This is a genomic window from Candidatus Pantoea communis (assembly GCF_011752685.1).
Lineage (GTDB): Bacteria > Pseudomonadota > Gammaproteobacteria > Enterobacterales > Enterobacteriaceae > Pantoea > Pantoea communis.
Window position 1 is genome coordinate 393,714 of sequence record NZ_VWXC01000001.1, and the last position, 13,822, is coordinate 407,535.

Below are 13,822 nucleotides of genomic sequence, written 5' to 3' on the forward strand. Positions count from 1 at the left end.
GCATTACTGATATGATTGGTAATTGCCTAACTTAAGGTTATGAAATACATTTAAGCGTTGAGCTATAAAAGTAATAAATTTGTAAGTCATTTGAAAATACATTTCAGGAGCTCCAATGTCAGTATCAAAAGATTTTCTGATGTCAGTTTATGAAAGATGTAATGAACACATAAAAGAGCAGTCTTCTAAAAGAGATCAAACCATCGCTTTCTATCTTGTTATATTATCGTTTTATATTGGTTCATATACCTCCTTCAGCAAGATGATATCTAGCCAATATTCGGCCATTTTTTTAAACTTAGTCATATGTATGATTGGGGGGATGACAATAAGAACTCTCTCCGGGTTGCGCTCTTGGCAAATGCAATACACAGACTCAGCCCTAGCACTTAACAAAATACTTGCAAGGGATAAGCTTGATTTTGGAGATGTTAACCAAAGCATAAAAGATTTCTTCAAAAAACAGAACCAAAAATATAGCACCATGAGTTTTGAAAAGATGTTAAAAGGTATCGAGAATAGAGTCATATTTTGTATGATCCTTATCTCAGGGTTTCCAACGGCTATACTTGTGAAAGAAATTTTTTCGCTATTGAAGGCTAATAATGAATATTTGACCGCTTCCGCTAAGGTATTGGTCTATTGTACGTATGTCTTTTACTATCTCTATAATACAAGAAAGATTATACGACGTTCTGCCATTCAACCAACCTGGATTGTAAATTTTGAATAAGGTTATTTTCGAAAACAGCATGCTATCAGTCTCGATCGATGAACTGGGTCACCTCAAACTCCACCAAAAAAATGGTGGCGTTGTAATAATACCCATCCATAAAAACCAATACGCAATCATTCAACACCTAAGGAACGGTGAGAATTTGTATGAGTTCCCTCGGGGATTCATTGATTCTGGAGAAACCCATTTGACAGGAGGAGAGAGAGAACTTAAAGAAGAGCTAAACTTAGAATCCTCCAATAGCTATATTCTTGGTAAGTTGTCTACTGACTCAGGTTTAATATCGGATAAAATCCAAGCAATAATTTGTGAGGTTGACGATATAAAAAACCTCACGCCTCAAAAAGAGGAAGGAGTGATTTGTTGTAAATTCCACTCACTTGAAGAGATTTTTGGAATGATTAAACAAGGTTTAATTAGAGATAATTTCACCTTATCAGCACTCATGCTGTTGATTGCAAAGAACCAAAGCTAATCATTTAATATTTACAAGCATCATTTCTCTTTTGAAGTTGAATATGAATATGGGAAAAGTTCATGCTGTAAAATATTATACTTTCTAGATAATTCTCTATAATGACCGCTTCGATTCTATTCCAACTTCAGCACAATTCATTCTTCACAAATCGTTTTGTTGCTAACTATCAAACTTCGGCATAAGCGCCAATTGCTAATGCTTTTTTCCTCACTCATGACTTACCTCGCTTCAGGGTTGCACGCAGCATCGCTACGCCCTCCTGCGCTTTCTCGGTAGTTGATGGGATGGAGAGCTTCAGCAACTGCTTACGCGGCTGTGGTACTTCTTCTCCAGCTTCAATGCGCTGTGACATCTTGCGCAGCTCAGAGCGACATTTCACGCGCAGCTCGGGTTCACTCAGATTGTTAGCTCGCATCATGCTGTACAGGCCGGTGACCATCCAGTATTCGGCGTTGCTGCCCCACGGATAGTCTTCTGCCGTAACGTAACCGCCGCGTCTGGCGCAGTATGTCATCACCAGCGAATACAGCGTATCTTCGTCAGGCAGACCCGCAGCGCAGAATGATGATTGCTTGCACCAGGCGATAAACTGGCCTGGCGATGGCAGAAACGGGGATCCACTGGCACGAGCCTGCCGCATTCCGGCCGCCAGCTGTGTTTTGCTGGTTATGCCATTTTCAGCGAAGGCTGCAATCCACTGACGTTTAGCAGCGGCTTCATCAGCTGGGTTGCGCCATGCAGTGCTGATTGATGCCGGGAAAACCTGCTTCAATCCCTCGAAAAACTCGTTAATCAGCTTTTCGATTTCGTGATGCAAGCGGCGATCGACATGCTGCGGTACATCACCGGCCATGCGCGATAACGCGGCGCCGTCACGGTGGTTCACAGCTGCTTCGAGTTGTCTCATATGAATTTCTCCCAAGCTTCTTCGCTGTTCCAGTGGACAGCGGCATGCTGATCCGTAGACACAGGTCGGTTTCGGTTAGGCTGGTGCATTTGTGCTTTGAGCGTGTCCCACTTCTGGCGAAGCTTTGCAGGGCTCATGACGTTGGTCTGCCAGAAGGCATCGGCGTTAGCCCATTTGAACAATTCGCAGATTTCATGATGTGTGCACTTCAGCGCATTGCGCATCAGGCGGATGTCGTTCGCCCATGCTGGCCAATTGGGTTGCTGGGCAGTAGGCGACACATTTCGAACTTTTGAATAAATCCAGTCGGCCGCTTTGAGATCGTCAGCTGTCCCCCACTTGTCCCCTTTCGGCGTTTGGATGGCTGCATCGGGTCGGATAGCCGAATTATTTTCAGGGGGTGGGTCAGAGGATTCGCCAGAATTCTCTGACGAATAATTACTTTCTTTCTTGTCTTTTGAAGAATGTCTTTTGTGTGTCTCCAATTTAGAGACAGGCAAAGTCTCTAGGTTAGAGACACTTTTTGTCTCTGGTTTAAAGACTAAATTGCTAACTTGGAGACACTTGCTGAATTGCCACGCTGAAACCTCTTTGTTAATCCCGATTTGGCTTCCTTCCATTAACAGGCAATTCATTGAAAGCAGTTCTTTTTTTGCCTTGTTGACGTTCTGGCGAGAAAGCCCGGTGAGTTGGGCAATCTGCTCATCAGCAATGCGATCTGATTTCTTGTTGAAACCGTATGTTTTGCGGACGTATGCCAGCATCAGTTTCAACTGCCTAGCTGTTAAATCGGCACTTGCGATAGCTTCCAGTAGCTCGTTAGCGATTCTGGTGTAACCATTATCGGTATCGACCACACGGCGCTCCACGGCCTCCGTTTCAGGCCTGATTGGTGAGACGTTGCTGTAGGCGAGATTACTCATAAAGTGACCCGCCACTGTTTACATATCCAGTTAGTCCTGGCATAATTTTCTCCAGTTATTTGTGTTCGCAAATTGCTACTAGGCCGGGAATGAGTTGCTGCTCACCCCGGCTTTTTCATTGGTGAGAATGCTCGCCACCTGTCTGGCTAAATGAGCCATCTCGTCATCAACGACACCCCATTCAAGCACTGCCAGTAGCATCGAGAACTTAGGCAGCCAGTCGCGTTTCCAGCGGCTAATCTGCGCTTTATCGACACCCATGGCGGCAGCTGTCTTTTCAGTGCCAATCATTGCGATCTTGTTCAGTAAGGCGCTTTCAATCTTCAGCGCCTCGTTGCGTTTGTTTGCGCGTTCCATTCGTTATATTTCCTTGTGATGTAAGAACTTGCTGTACCTTGCAGTAACAAGGTCAGTTGGTTTTGCCCTGGAGTTCCGAGGGCGGTCAGATTGATAAAGAGCGACGCTGCTTATGCGGCAGCGTTTCTGCTGCTAGGGAAAGGTCGGAGTTCTTCTGCTTCCACGCTTCCATCAGGCTTTGTGGTGATGAAGATCTTGCGACCAACTCGTACTGCTTTGCTGATTGCCGTCTGGTGAACGCCGATAATGTCGGCGGCTTTTGCCTGACCGTTCTCCTTGACGTAATCAGCGAGGGTTACTTTGTCCATCGGTTTCCTCCACGTGATTACCGATGCAGTAATAATACTATGAGTATTAAATAAAGCAATACCTACGGTATTTCACGTTTTAATAACTGAGGTATTAGAATCAGGTGATGAAAAACACCAAGGTTTTGACGCCGGAACAGCTTGATGACGCAAAGCGCCTCAAAGCTCTGTACGAGTCTAAAAAGAAAAATCTGGGCATTACCCAGCAAGATATTGCGGACGCACTGGATATCACTCAGGGCGCTGTAGGCCATTACTTGAATGGCAGAAACGCACTTAACTTAAGCGCAGCTTTAACTTTTTCGCGCTTACTCCAGGTTCCTGTTAGTGATTTCAGTCCATCGTTAGCCAAAGAAGTGGATGCAGCTTCACTCCCTGCCCTCGATAAAAACGTGACTTACGCTGGACCATACGAACCAAAAGGAAGGTATCCTATGCTCAGCTGGGTCAGCGCAGGACAATGGGAAGAGGCCATGGAACCCTATTCGATCAGCGAGATAAACGAGTGGTATGAATCGGATGTACCTATTCAGGGGACAGGATTCTGGCTGAAGGTAGAAGGTGACTCCATGACTGCCCCTATCGGGCAAAGCATCCCAGAAGGCCATAGCGTTCTGGTTGATACTGGGCGTGAGGCAAAAAATGGATCATTGGTTGTCGCTAAACTGACAGACGCAAATGAGGCGACATTCAAGAAGCTGGTCATCGACGGTGGACAACGCTACCTGAAAGGCCTCAATCCTTCATGGCCTATGACGCCCATTAACGGCAACTGCCGGATCATCGGCGTCGTAGTAGAGTCAAAAGTCAGATACGTTTAAAAGCAAGTACCCCGACAAGCCGCCACCGAGCGGCTTTTTTATTACCTGCAAAAAATAAATTCCCTTCAATTACAGCATATTAATACCATTCATATTATTTTTAATACTCTGGGTATTGCCATGAATTAATACCTAGAGTATTGTTTATCTCAACAGCAGGACGCTGGCGAACAACTAAACGGACTTTTGCTCTTTAACAATTTAGCCCTGTGAATACACAGGCCGAGGCGAGTGCTTCGGGCAAGAGATAGGTGGAGCTTACGCCAGTCAGGACGGTGGACCTGAGAAGCCTATGAAGTTCGGAAACGTCACGGGTTCCGGCTCTTGCACCCAAGCACTCATCGAGGAACACCCATGAACGAGAACTACCAGAAATCATCTGCGTATCGTGAAGCCGACCTTTGGGAGTCGATGCGCAACCAGAACGATCGCAACTACCGCCGCGTGCTCAAGAAGCAGCGCGCTAAAGCCGCCAAACGTAACGGAGCAAAGTGATGACCAGAAATCAACGCCGTATGGCGGCCTACAACGCGAAGAAAGCAGCAGAGGCTACCGACGCTAACCGCTTCGGGAAAAAGCTGACTGTGGCTCTCTCAGGATGCAGCTTAAACGTATCCCGCGCCACATCCTCACCAAGTCTGCGTGAGAAGCATGAGAGCACAGCGATGTGCTTACCGGAAATCGCGATTTTTGCCGCTGGATATCGCAAATCAAAAGACATCGTAACGGCGAGATAACGGTATGAGGAAAGAAACGGTTATGTCATGGAGTGACGCAATTGAAGCCATGGAGAACGGAAAAACGGTGCGCCATGAATACTTCACTCGTGAAGAGTGGTTTGAGATGCGCAACGGCAGATTGTTCGCTGAGGATGGATGCCCGATGGATGGATGGTATCGAAATGAAGACTGGCAGAAAACAGGCTGGTCAATCGTCGGCAATCAGTAAATAGCGGAGCCACCCATGAGCAAGACAGAAAACGCCATAGTCTGACTGGTCATTGCTTTGCTTATGGTGGCTGGTTGGTTGAGTAAGGTGCCGTGTTAACGGCGTGGAAGCTTAGTCACTTCCTTCGGCACCGCTCAGAACATTTCTTGACCTCATCCCAGCACTTCTCCCACTTTTTACGCCAAGTAAATGGCCTGCCACACACTGTGCAAATTTTGATTGGGAGTTCGTTTTTATTCACGGTGTTCCTTATGAGATTTGGCCTCAACAAGAATTAACGGACATTTTCTTACCTTACAGGCCTGGGAATAGGCCAGCTCACAGACATCGCAAATGCTTATTACTTCAGATTGATACTCGTACTCCATGTAATAACGGAAGTTGCCACCATTCGCATCTGTACGCCAGAAACGGAGGGGCTCCAGTACTTCATCAAGCTGCCTGAATGTCAGGCCCGTCGGGTTATGAAAACCCACTCTTACGCGATATGTAGTCATGATTTGATAATCCCTAACCCTCTGATTCGTTACAACCCGGTAATTAATCTCGCTGTGATAGGGATTTCCTAAATACACCCGCCTCTGTGCGGGTGTTTTTTTGCCCGCAGGAGAATGAAATGAGTGAAACAACGGATTTAGCAGTACTGGAAATTAAGCCAGAGCAGGCACCAACGCTGTATGTGCCAAACGGTCTCAATGCTTATCTCGATGAGATTCGCAATTCAGTGAATGAAGTGCCTGACCTGAGCACTGCCAAGGGTCGTGCACGTGTGGCATCGCTGGCGGCGCAGGTATCGCGTAGTAAGACAGCCATTGAAAAGCCTGGCCGCGATTACCTGAAGCGCCTGAAAGAGCTGCCGAAGGAAGTTGAGGCAGAACTGCGCCGCTTCGTGTCCGAGTGCGATGCCATCCGCTATGAAACCCGCCGCCCGCTCACTGAATGGGAGCAGGCTGAAGACGAACGCAAGCAGGCATTGCAGCAGCGCCTGGCTGACCTCCGGTCGCTGGCTGATGTGATTGATGATAGTGGTAACTACCTGCCGTCTACGGATATTCAGGCGCGTCTCAGTGAAGCCAAAGCGGTGACCCTGGATGAAACATGGCAGGAAATCGCTACCGAAGCAGGCGTGGCGAAGGATGTCACAGTGCAGAAGCTGGAAGCCGCGGCAGTCGTGGCTAAGCAGCGTGAAGATCAGGCCGCCGAACTCGAACGCCTCCGCAAAGAAGCGGAAGAGAAAGCCCGTCGCGATCACGAACAGAAGTTGAAGCAGGAAGCGGCTGAGTCCGCCCGCCGTGAAGCTGAACAGAAAGCGCAGGTTGAGCGCGAGGAAGCAGCGCGCCGCGAAGCAGAGCTGAAGGCAAAAGCAGAACAGGCAGATCGTGACCGCATCGCCGCACAGGAGCGTGCTGAGCGTGAAGCCAGAGAAGCGCAGGAGCGCACTGCAAAACTGGCGCAGGAAGCGCGTGAGCAGGCTGAGCGTGAGAAGCAGGCGGCAATCGCTGAAGAGCAGCGCAAGGCCAAAGCAGCGGAAGATGCCCGACTGGCTGAAGAGAAGCGCATCGCCGACGAAGCCGCAGCGCGCGCAGCCAATGAAGCGCACAGAAAGACGATCGGAACCGCTGTCGTAAACGCGCTCATCGCCAACGCCGGATTAACCCGCGTACAGGCCATCGACGTTCTGATGCAAATCAAAGACGGCAACATCCCGCATACCAGCATCACCTACTGATTTAACCAATTCAACCAACACCAAGGAATCACCCATGCAGGCATTCGCTATCGCTGGGGCCACCCACATGGGTGGCTTCAGTTTCAACACGTCTCAATTAGACCGCATCGTTAGCCGCATCCGTTCTGGCTGGCGCTCATTTATGGACACTTTAAATCAGCAGGGACAGCCATGATCAAGCAAACGCCAACCAAGCAGTATCAGAAGCAACAGGAAGAGCTTGAGCGCCAGCGCCAGATGCTGGAGCAGACAAAGGATTTCACTTTTATCAACCAGATGCTGAAAGCTATCGGCATGGGAGAGCGCAAATGAAATTCCGGTTGCACGATAAAGACGGCAAAGAGGTTCAGGCCATCGCCGACAGCCTGCTGGATGACGAGTTGCAGATCATCGCCGCTCGCGTTGACAGCATCTTAGCCCAGCGTCACATGAGCCCAATCGTGGCGCCAGCCTGCGCCTATATGCTTCGCCATTTCGATCACGAAGCCATGGGTATGTTCGACATGGATGATGAACTGGAGATGGCTGCCGACGCATTCATGCGCGACATGATGATCACCGCTGCGAAGCGCGAACGGGCGATTGAAATCTGGAAGCACAAACACAGTTACGACGAGGTGGCGTGATGGAGCCTGGCATTTATTTCGACATCAGCAATGAGGCGTATCACCACGGTGCCGGAATCAGTAAATCACAGCTGGATGACATTTCGATAAACCCGGCCATTTTCCAGTGGCGCAAAGAGGCACCTGAAGACGAAGAGAAGAAATCGGCGCTCGATATGGGCACCGCGCTTCACTGCCTGCTGCTGGAACCGGAAGAGTTCGATAAGCGCTTTATCGTGGCGCCGGAGTTCAACCGCCGCACCAACGAAGGCAAAGCGAACGAGCAGGCGTTTCTGAAGGACTGCTCAGGGTTGGGCATGACGGTTATGGATGCCGAGCAGGGGCGCAAATTGAAACTGATGCGAGCCAGCGCCCTCGCCCACCCCGCCGCACGCTGGCTTCTAGAAGCCGAAGGCCATCAGGAAGCTTCGATCTACTGGAACGATGACCAAACCGGTGAACTTTGCCGGATCCGTCCGGACAAATTCCTGACCGGGCAGCCGGTGATAGTGGACGTGAAGAAAGTGGCGGACATGAGCCGATTTGCGCGCCACGTCGAAGAGTTCCGCTATCACGTTCAGGACGCCTATTACCGCGAAGGCTACAGCAAGCACTTTGGCGAATACCCGCTTTTCGTTTTCATCGCCGTCAGCGAGTCAATTGATTGCGGCCGGTACCCGGTGCGGGTGTTCCAGTTGGGCGAGGATGACGTTTCAGTCGGTTATGACCTCTTCCGCCGCGACCTGACCGCCTACCACGAATGCATGCAGTCCGGTAACTGGGGCGGCATTGAAGAAATCACGCGCCCGGATTGGGCCAAGAGAAAGGATAATGTATGAGCAATGACCTGATTCATGCGCCAACTAATGAGGCAGACACTAGAGCAGCCATCTTCAGCCCTACAGGTTTGCAAAAGCTTCAGGCGTTCGCCGATGTGATGGCAAAAGGTAAAGCGACTGTTCCTGCACATCTCGCGGGCAGTCCGGCGGATTGCATGGCTGTGGCCCTTCAGGCTGCTCAGTGGGGTATGAACCCATACGCAGTGGCTCAGAAGACACACCTGATTAATGGCGTTCTGGGGTATGAGGCACAGCTAGTGAATGCGGTGATCACCTCGATGGCCCCTACTAAAGACCGTCTTCATTACGACTGGTTTGGTCCATGGGAAAAAGTGATTGGCAAATTTATCGAGAAAACATCCCAGAAAGGTAATAAGTATATCGCCCCGAACTGGTCCATGGCAGATGAGCAAGGATGCGGCGTGAGAGTATGGGCCACCCTGAAGGGTGAAGACGAACCACGCGTGCTCGAGTTGCTTTTATCTCAGGCTCAGGTGCGCAACTCAACGTTATGGGGCAGCGACCCGAAACAACAACTTGCGTACCTTGGCGTAAAGCGCTGGGCGCGCCTGTACTGCCCTGATGTGATTCTCGGTGTGTACACGCCAGATGAGTTTGAGCCCCAGCAGCGAGCAGAGCGCGATGTCACCCCGGCGCGCAGCCGTGCCGACCTGAATAACCTGATCAACAACAAGCCTGAAACACAGCAGCCTGAGCGCGAAATTAACCCGGCGACGAGCACCAATGATGCACCGCGCACGCCGGATCAGCTGCTTGCCGATTTCACAGAGGCTTCAGCCAATGCTGATTCAGTTTCGAGTCTCGACCGCTTCTACAAGTACGCGGCGAAGGTGCTGGCTGACAGCACCGGGCATCTTGAAAAAGCCACTGACGTTTACCTGATCCGCAAAGCTGAACTGGATGAAGCGGGAGCGTAGCCATGCGCAAACTTGCACAGTACCGGCGCAACGCTGCGCCTAACAGCGGTTTCAAGGAGCGAGCCGTCTGGCAGTTGAGTAAGGGACCAAAAACAGGGCGCGAATTAAGCGCCCTTTTTCATATGTCGCTGGGCCAGTTCAACAGCATCATGCGCGGCTGCCTGCGCGGTGAGACGGCGGTGATTACTGCCAGCAACCCGGTGCCGGTTGATGGATGCACCGACTTCACTTACACGCTGGTCAGCACCAGACGCATCACTCACAAGAACCCGAAGGCAATCGTCGTTTCATGGCGCGCTTTCGGCATGGCTACCAATGACAGCCAGCGCATAAACACAGAGGCGGCACAGCGCCGCGCCAGATTAATCAAGGCTGGCCTGTGGCCGGTTGGAGAATGAAAATTTTTGTTCGAATTATCTTACTGCCTATCAATTCCTAAATATCATATGTTCATAAGATTCATTAGTTAATAGTTATGAATTTCTCCTGGAAGTAAACCATTATTTTCATCAATACTTGAATTTAACTGTTGATCGATATTAAATTATTATGCATTTTTGTAACAGGCCCTAAATCTGAGGTTTCGATGCAAAAATATCACTCCCAACTGGTTGAAATATCTGACGAACTCGTCAAGTTCAAGTCGCAAGGTAATATTTGCATTGAGCTATCTGAGGTCGACAGTGAATATGGATTTAATGAATGGATGCCGTACCTGTGCCTATGTTGCGAATGGTTCGATAGAGCGCACGCTTTAGCTATGATTTCTGCTATTGAAAAATTCAAATTGAGCCAAGAGGTGTTGCATTGACTAATAACCTTGCAGCACGCAGCAGAGAAGAACGCGATAAGATAAACGTGGACTTAGCTGCGTCTGGTGTTGCGTTTAAAGAGCGCATGAACCTGCCGGTTATCGCCATGGAAGTGGAGATGCGGCAGCCGGAAGCGTTGCGTGAATACTTCAAAGAGCGCCTGCAGCATTACAGGAATGTCGCGTTGCAGTTACCGCGCGGCAGCGATCCGGTTTATCAGAAGGAGGAGAAGTGATATTCGATTGCATAATTATTAAGGATGGAGTTACACCTCATATCCACCAAGTTGGTGCGACTAATGCTAATTTCTGCATAGTTGATGAATATCGACGAGTTATTGAAGAGTTTGCTATTCAGCAATTTGAACTACCCGATCCGGAAAGTGGCCGAAACGCACTATTTCTATTTGCATTAAAAATGGATTGCCAAAGAGAGCAAATGATTGAACAAATAGATATTCTTCGGCCAAGACCTGTAAGATTTATTGATTAACCTGCTCCGGCAGGTTTTTTTACGCCCAAATTCTGGAGTACCAGCATGACAAATCCATATGTTGCCGCGCTGGAAGCGCTGCGCGCACAGCCGACCCATAAGCTCAAGCAGGTTGGCGACCAGTGGCGCACCCCTGATCAAATCTGGTGGGGCATTAATTCGCTTTACGGCCCTTTTGTTCTCGACCTGTTTGCCGATCGCGACAACGCAAAGTGCGAGGCCTATTACAGCGCGGAAGACAATGCACTGACTCAGGACTGGTCTGTCCGCCTGGCTGAACTGAATGGCGCAGCGTATGCGAACCCACCCTACAGCCGTGCCAGCGAACACGATGGACAGTACATCACCGGCATGCGTCACATCATCGCTCATACCATGGCAATGCGGGAATTGGGCGGGCGCTATGTGTATTTCATTAAAGCCGCAACCGCCGAGACATGGTGGCCGGAAGAAGCGGATCATATCGCATTTGTTCGCGGCCGCATCAGTTTCGACCTGCCCGCATGGTACCGGCCGGAGGAAGGCCAGCCTTTAGAGTCATCAGCCGGGTTCGGCGCGGCGATCGCTGTGTTCGATAAGGAATGGCGCGGACCAAAATTCGATTATGTCAGCCGTGACAATCTCGAGGCGCGCGGCGCGGCATTCATGGCGCAGATTGAGAGAGCAGCAACTCGGATTAGTCATTCAACTACGCCAGTTAATATCCCCATCACAGCTAACGATGTCTGGTCAGCAGAGGTTAAGTTGCTCTCCAACCAGGTGGAGAGCATCGAATTATTGCCTGCTGATCATCAGAGAAAAATTAAGCATCACATCAATCGCATGGTACTGGAACGCCAGCCAACAGGCGTGATCATTGCCGCCGCGCAGTCGCTTGCAACAACTTTTGGAGAGTATGCTCAGTGAGAGAAATCATCGTTGATAACTTCGCCGGCGGCGGCGGAGCCAGCACCGGGATCGAAATGGCTACCGGCCGCAGCGTGGACATCGCCATCAATCACGACCCGAACGCGATCGCCATGCACACCACGAACTACCCGGACACGCTGCACTACTGCGAATCGGTGTTTGATATTGACCCGGAAACGGCGACCGCTGGCGCGCCGGTTGGTCTGGCGTGGTTCTCGCCGGATTGCCGCCACTTCAGTAAGGCCAAGGGCAGCAAGCCAGTGAAGAAGGAGATTCGCGGCTTGGCATGGATTGTCATTCGATGGGCACTCGCGAAGCGCCCACGCGTTGTGATGCTGGAAAACGTGGAGGAGTTCAAAACTTGGGGGCCGCTGCTGGAGAGCGAAGAACGTCCGGATCCGGCGCGTGCGGGAGAAACATTCTCGGCTTTCGTTGGCATGCTTAGCACCGGCGTTCCGGCGGATCACCCGGCGCTGGATGAGGTGTGCGACTTCCTGCAGATTGGCCGCCATAGCGCAGACGCCCGCCGCCTGGTAGCTGGGGTAGGTTATGACGTGGAATACCGCGAGCTGCGCGCATGCGATTATGGTGCGCCAACTATCCGCAAACGATTCTTTATGGTGATGCGCTGCGACGGCCAACCAGTGACGTGGCCACAGCCATCGCACGGGGATCCAAAAAGCCTGGCTGTGCAGTCCGGTCATTTGAAGCCATGGCGAACTGCAGCTGAATGCATCGACTGGTCAATTCCCTGCCCCAGCATATTTGGACGCAGTAAGCCGCTGGCCGAAAACACGATGAAACGCATAGCGCGCGGCATTCAGCGCTTCGTGATCGACAACCCGACGCCATTCATCGTGAAGTGCAATCACACTACTAGCAAAGGCGGTTATGACTGTTTCCGGGGCCAGTCGCTGGACGACCCGCTTCAGACAATCACCCGCAAGCATGGGTATGCCGTAGTCGCGCCGATTTTTGCTGGTACCGGCGGATCAACATTCCAGATGAAGCCGCGCCCCGTCGATAAGCCGTTTTTCACGCTGCTGACTCAGAACCGCACAAATGTTGTCTGCCCGATGCTTGCACCGATCATCTCCCGTCAGTTCGGTAACAGTGTTGGTCATCCAGTTGATGAACCTGCGGGAACGGTCATGGCAAACGGTGGTGGAAAGAGTGCGCTGGTTACCGCGTTCATGGCGAAGCATTTCGGCGGAAACTATACCGGCCCCGGTGCCGCGTTGGATGGACCGGCACACACGGTGACCACTACCGATCATCATGCGTTGGTTACGTCGAACCTGATTAAGTTTCGCGGCACCAACACCGGCCAACCAACCGACACTCCGCTGCACACCATCACCGCTAGCGGCACCCACCTGGGCGAAGTGCGCGCCTTCCTGATGAAGTATTACGGCAACGAGAAAGGCGGAGTTGGGCTGACTGAACCGCTGGGTACAGTCACTACCAATGACCGCTTCGGCCTGGTCACTGTTGACGGCGATTATTACGAGATTGTCGATATCGGCATGCGCATGCTGCAGCCACACGAACTCTACGCAGCGCAGGGCTTCCCTTCCTGGTATGTCATTGATCAGGACTTTCGCGGAACGAAATACGCGAAGGATAAGCAGGTTGCCCGTTGCGGCAACGCCGTGCCGCCTCCGTTCGCTGAAGCGCTGGTTCGCGCCAACCTTCCTGAGATGTGCTCACCGCTCGCAAGGGAGAGAATTGCATGATGTCGACACAAACCGAAAATGCGCTCCGGGCGGTAGCGCGCAAGTGCCGGTCAGATATCTTGGCTGCGCTGAAAGGCAAGCCGCGATCAGAACGGGACAGCATCATTACCGCCATCCTCGATCGCCACGCCAAAACGATTGATTGCCTGCCACCGAATACGTTCCGGCCAAAAGCCTGGCTGATTCATTACGTGCGGCAGATTGATAAAGAAATGCGGACGGCAAAATGACTGCCACATGCGATGAAGTAGACACGGGCTGGGTTATCGCAAACCTGGCCCTTT

The 13,822-nt window shown here is 50.9% G+C and carries 24 protein-coding genes; 18 read left to right on the forward strand and 6 right to left on the reverse strand.

Annotated features, from left to right (window positions below; all coding sequences use genetic code 11):
* Nucleotides 1–115: 115 nt before the first annotated feature.
* Together F3J37_RS02060 and F3J37_RS02065 are read left to right on the forward strand one after the other, a co-directional pair.
* Nucleotides 116–733: a hypothetical protein gene (locus F3J37_RS02060; RefSeq protein ID WP_166931480.1), complete on the forward strand. Its 618-nt coding sequence runs from the start codon at nucleotides 116–118 to the stop codon at nucleotides 731–733.
* A complete protein-coding gene (locus F3J37_RS02065) occupies nucleotides 726–1,211 on the forward strand; it encodes an NUDIX hydrolase (protein ID WP_205298840.1) in 486 nt (161 codons plus the stop codon). Before F3J37_RS02060 ends, F3J37_RS02065 begins: the two co-directional genes overlap by 8 nt.
* Nucleotides 1,212–1,425: 214 nt before the next feature.
* Here the strand turns inward: F3J37_RS02065 and F3J37_RS02070 are convergent, their stop codons facing one another.
* The 4 genes from F3J37_RS02070 to F3J37_RS02085 all read right to left on the reverse strand — a co-directional run bounded on the left by F3J37_RS02070 (nucleotide 1,426) and on the right by F3J37_RS02085 (nucleotide 3,709).
* Nucleotides 1,426–2,121 carry a replication protein P gene (locus tag F3J37_RS02070; protein ID WP_166931483.1) on the reverse strand — a complete coding sequence of 232 codons (696 nt, stop codon included), beginning with the start codon at nucleotides 2,119–2,121 and terminating at the stop codon, nucleotides 1,426–1,428.
* Entirely contained in the window at nucleotides 2,118–3,044 is a 927-nt protein-coding gene (locus tag F3J37_RS02075; RefSeq protein ID WP_166931485.1) for a replication protein, read from the reverse strand. Before F3J37_RS02075 ends, F3J37_RS02070 begins: the two co-directional genes overlap by 4 nt.
* A 78-nt stretch (nucleotides 3,045–3,122) precedes the next feature.
* Nucleotides 3,123–3,401, reverse strand: coding sequence for a CII family transcriptional regulator (locus F3J37_RS02080; protein WP_166931488.1), 279 nt, complete (start codon nucleotides 3,399–3,401; stop codon nucleotides 3,123–3,125).
* Between the two features lie 110 nt (nucleotides 3,402–3,511).
* Nucleotides 3,512–3,709, reverse strand: a complete 198-nt coding sequence (locus F3J37_RS02085) for a Cro/CI family transcriptional regulator (protein WP_166931490.1) — start codon at nucleotides 3,707–3,709, stop codon at nucleotides 3,512–3,514.
* 107 nt (nucleotides 3,710–3,816) lie between these two features.
* Here F3J37_RS02085 and F3J37_RS02090 point away from each other — a divergent pair, with 107 nt between their 5' ends.
* The 4 genes from F3J37_RS02090 (at nucleotide 3,817) to F3J37_RS02105 (ending at nucleotide 5,478) form a co-directional block, all read left to right on the forward strand.
* A complete protein-coding gene (locus F3J37_RS02090) occupies nucleotides 3,817–4,530 on the forward strand; it encodes a LexA family protein (RefSeq protein WP_166931493.1) in 714 nt (237 codons plus the stop codon).
* A 354-nt stretch (nucleotides 4,531–4,884) separates the two neighbouring features.
* Entirely contained in the window at nucleotides 4,885–5,025 is a 141-nt protein-coding gene (locus tag F3J37_RS02095; RefSeq protein WP_166931495.1) for a hypothetical protein, read from the forward strand.
* Nucleotides 5,025–5,267 (forward strand): transcriptional antitermination N peptide, encoded by a 243-nt coding sequence (locus F3J37_RS02100; RefSeq protein ID WP_166931498.1) that lies wholly within the window; start codon nucleotides 5,025–5,027, stop codon nucleotides 5,265–5,267. The genes F3J37_RS02095 and F3J37_RS02100 overlap by 1 nt, the downstream gene beginning before the upstream one ends.
* 22 nt (nucleotides 5,268–5,289) lie before the next feature.
* Nucleotides 5,290–5,478: a hypothetical protein gene (locus F3J37_RS02105; protein ID WP_166931501.1), complete on the forward strand. Its 189-nt coding sequence runs from the start codon at nucleotides 5,290–5,292 to the stop codon at nucleotides 5,476–5,478.
* 115 nt (nucleotides 5,479–5,593) lie between these two features.
* Here F3J37_RS02105 and F3J37_RS02110 read toward each other — a convergent pair whose 3' ends face one another.
* Together F3J37_RS02110 and F3J37_RS28090 are read right to left on the reverse strand one after the other, a co-directional pair.
* Nucleotides 5,594–5,719 (reverse strand): DUF2256 domain-containing protein, encoded by a 126-nt coding sequence (locus tag F3J37_RS02110; protein WP_369410641.1) that lies wholly within the window; start codon nucleotides 5,717–5,719, stop codon nucleotides 5,594–5,596.
* Complete coding sequence (locus tag F3J37_RS28090; protein WP_166931503.1) at nucleotides 5,712–5,975, reverse strand: hypothetical protein; 264 nt, start codon at nucleotides 5,973–5,975, stop codon at nucleotides 5,712–5,714. Before F3J37_RS28090 ends, F3J37_RS02110 begins: the two co-directional genes overlap by 8 nt.
* A 119-nt stretch (nucleotides 5,976–6,094) precedes the next feature.
* Between F3J37_RS28090 and F3J37_RS02120 the strand changes: the two genes are divergently transcribed.
* From F3J37_RS02120 to F3J37_RS02175, 12 genes are all read left to right on the forward strand, one after another.
* On the forward strand, nucleotides 6,095–7,207 hold the full coding sequence (locus F3J37_RS02120) for a hypothetical protein (RefSeq protein ID WP_166931506.1): 1,113 nt from the start codon (nucleotides 6,095–6,097) through the stop codon (nucleotides 7,205–7,207).
* A 34-nt stretch (nucleotides 7,208–7,241) separates the two neighbouring features.
* Nucleotides 7,242–7,382: a protease FtsH-inhibitory lysogeny factor CIII gene (locus tag F3J37_RS28475; RefSeq protein WP_166931508.1), complete on the forward strand. Its 141-nt coding sequence runs from the start codon at nucleotides 7,242–7,244 to the stop codon at nucleotides 7,380–7,382.
* The gene (locus F3J37_RS02130; RefSeq protein WP_166931511.1) at nucleotides 7,379–7,519 is read left to right on the forward strand and encodes a hypothetical protein; all 141 of its coding nucleotides are present in this window, start codon (nucleotides 7,379–7,381) and stop codon (nucleotides 7,517–7,519) included. The genes F3J37_RS28475 and F3J37_RS02130 overlap by 4 nt, the downstream gene beginning before the upstream one ends.
* Nucleotides 7,516–7,833, forward strand: coding sequence for a hypothetical protein (locus tag F3J37_RS02135; RefSeq protein WP_166931513.1), 318 nt, complete (start codon nucleotides 7,516–7,518; stop codon nucleotides 7,831–7,833). Before F3J37_RS02130 ends, F3J37_RS02135 begins: the two co-directional genes overlap by 4 nt.
* Nucleotides 7,833–8,651 carry a PD-(D/E)XK nuclease-like domain-containing protein gene (locus F3J37_RS02140; protein WP_166931515.1) on the forward strand — a complete coding sequence of 273 codons (819 nt, stop codon included), beginning with the start codon at nucleotides 7,833–7,835 and terminating at the stop codon, nucleotides 8,649–8,651. The genes F3J37_RS02135 and F3J37_RS02140 overlap by 1 nt, the downstream gene beginning before the upstream one ends.
* Nucleotides 8,648–9,589 (forward strand): RecT family recombinase, encoded by a 942-nt coding sequence (locus F3J37_RS02145; protein WP_166931518.1) that lies wholly within the window; start codon nucleotides 8,648–8,650, stop codon nucleotides 9,587–9,589. Before F3J37_RS02140 ends, F3J37_RS02145 begins: the two co-directional genes overlap by 4 nt.
* Before the next feature lie 2 nt (nucleotides 9,590–9,591).
* Nucleotides 9,592–9,987: a hypothetical protein gene (locus tag F3J37_RS02150; protein ID WP_166931520.1), complete on the forward strand. Its 396-nt coding sequence runs from the start codon at nucleotides 9,592–9,594 to the stop codon at nucleotides 9,985–9,987.
* A 409-nt stretch (nucleotides 9,988–10,396) separates the two neighbouring features.
* Entirely contained in the window at nucleotides 10,397–10,636 is a 240-nt protein-coding gene (locus F3J37_RS02155) for a DNA polymerase III subunit theta (protein WP_166931523.1), read from the forward strand.
* Nucleotides 10,633–10,893, forward strand: coding sequence for a hypothetical protein (locus F3J37_RS02160; protein WP_166931525.1), 261 nt, complete (start codon nucleotides 10,633–10,635; stop codon nucleotides 10,891–10,893). Before F3J37_RS02155 ends, F3J37_RS02160 begins: the two co-directional genes overlap by 4 nt.
* Nucleotides 10,894–10,938: 45 nt before the next feature.
* The gene (locus F3J37_RS02165; RefSeq protein ID WP_166931528.1) at nucleotides 10,939–11,799 is read left to right on the forward strand and encodes a phage N-6-adenine-methyltransferase; all 861 of its coding nucleotides are present in this window, start codon (nucleotides 10,939–10,941) and stop codon (nucleotides 11,797–11,799) included.
* Nucleotides 11,796–13,538, forward strand: a complete 1,743-nt coding sequence (locus F3J37_RS02170; protein WP_166931531.1) for a DNA cytosine methyltransferase — start codon at nucleotides 11,796–11,798, stop codon at nucleotides 13,536–13,538. The genes F3J37_RS02165 and F3J37_RS02170 overlap by 4 nt, the downstream gene beginning before the upstream one ends.
* Nucleotides 13,535–13,768 carry a hypothetical protein gene (locus tag F3J37_RS02175; RefSeq protein ID WP_240154050.1) on the forward strand — a complete coding sequence of 78 codons (234 nt, stop codon included), beginning with the start codon at nucleotides 13,535–13,537 and terminating at the stop codon, nucleotides 13,766–13,768. The genes F3J37_RS02170 and F3J37_RS02175 overlap by 4 nt, the downstream gene beginning before the upstream one ends.
* The last annotated feature ends 54 nt before the right edge of the window (nucleotides 13,769–13,822 follow it).

What these genes read in the sequence shown, in the direction of transcription:
- F3J37_RS28090 (WP_166931503.1), bottom strand. Translation starts at nt 5,975, where the DNA reads ATGACTACATATCGCGTAAGAGTGGGTTTTCATAACCCGACGGGCCTG.
- F3J37_RS02085 (WP_166931490.1), bottom strand. Translation starts at nt 3,709, where the DNA reads ATGGACAAAGTAACCCTCGCTGATTACGTCAAGGAGAACGGTCAGGCA.
- F3J37_RS02105 (WP_166931501.1), top strand. Translation starts at nt 5,290, where the DNA reads ATGTCATGGAGTGACGCAATTGAAGCCATGGAGAACGGAAAAACGGTG.
- F3J37_RS02145 (WP_166931518.1), top strand. Translation starts at nt 8,648, where the DNA reads ATGAGCAATGACCTGATTCATGCGCCAACTAATGAGGCAGACACTAGA.
- F3J37_RS02060 (WP_166931480.1), top strand. Translation starts at nt 116, where the DNA reads ATGTCAGTATCAAAAGATTTTCTGATGTCAGTTTATGAAAGATGTAAT.
- F3J37_RS02120 (WP_166931506.1), top strand. Translation starts at nt 6,095, where the DNA reads ATGAGTGAAACAACGGATTTAGCAGTACTGGAAATTAAGCCAGAGCAG.
- F3J37_RS02135 (WP_166931513.1), top strand. Translation starts at nt 7,516, where the DNA reads ATGAAATTCCGGTTGCACGATAAAGACGGCAAAGAGGTTCAGGCCATC.
- F3J37_RS02075 (WP_166931485.1), bottom strand. Translation starts at nt 3,044, where the DNA reads ATGAGTAATCTCGCCTACAGCAACGTCTCACCAATCAGGCCTGAAACG.
- F3J37_RS02150 (WP_166931520.1), top strand. Translation starts at nt 9,592, where the DNA reads ATGCGCAAACTTGCACAGTACCGGCGCAACGCTGCGCCTAACAGCGGT.
- F3J37_RS02100 (WP_166931498.1), top strand. Translation starts at nt 5,025, where the DNA reads ATGACCAGAAATCAACGCCGTATGGCGGCCTACAACGCGAAGAAAGCA.
- F3J37_RS02130 (WP_166931511.1), top strand. Translation starts at nt 7,379, where the DNA reads ATGATCAAGCAAACGCCAACCAAGCAGTATCAGAAGCAACAGGAAGAG.
- F3J37_RS02175 (WP_240154050.1), top strand. Translation starts at nt 13,535, where the DNA reads ATGATGTCGACACAAACCGAAAATGCGCTCCGGGCGGTAGCGCGCAAG.
- F3J37_RS02080 (WP_166931488.1), bottom strand. Translation starts at nt 3,401, where the DNA reads ATGGAACGCGCAAACAAACGCAACGAGGCGCTGAAGATTGAAAGCGCC.
- F3J37_RS02165 (WP_166931528.1), top strand. Translation starts at nt 10,939, where the DNA reads ATGACAAATCCATATGTTGCCGCGCTGGAAGCGCTGCGCGCACAGCCG.
- F3J37_RS02090 (WP_166931493.1), top strand. Translation starts at nt 3,817, where the DNA reads ATGAAAAACACCAAGGTTTTGACGCCGGAACAGCTTGATGACGCAAAG.
- F3J37_RS02140 (WP_166931515.1), top strand. Translation starts at nt 7,833, where the DNA reads ATGGAGCCTGGCATTTATTTCGACATCAGCAATGAGGCGTATCACCAC.
- F3J37_RS02070 (WP_166931483.1), bottom strand. Translation starts at nt 2,121, where the DNA reads ATGAGACAACTCGAAGCAGCTGTGAACCACCGTGACGGCGCCGCGTTA.
- F3J37_RS02095 (WP_166931495.1), top strand. Translation starts at nt 4,885, where the DNA reads ATGAACGAGAACTACCAGAAATCATCTGCGTATCGTGAAGCCGACCTT.
- F3J37_RS28475 (WP_166931508.1), top strand. Translation starts at nt 7,242, where the DNA reads ATGCAGGCATTCGCTATCGCTGGGGCCACCCACATGGGTGGCTTCAGT.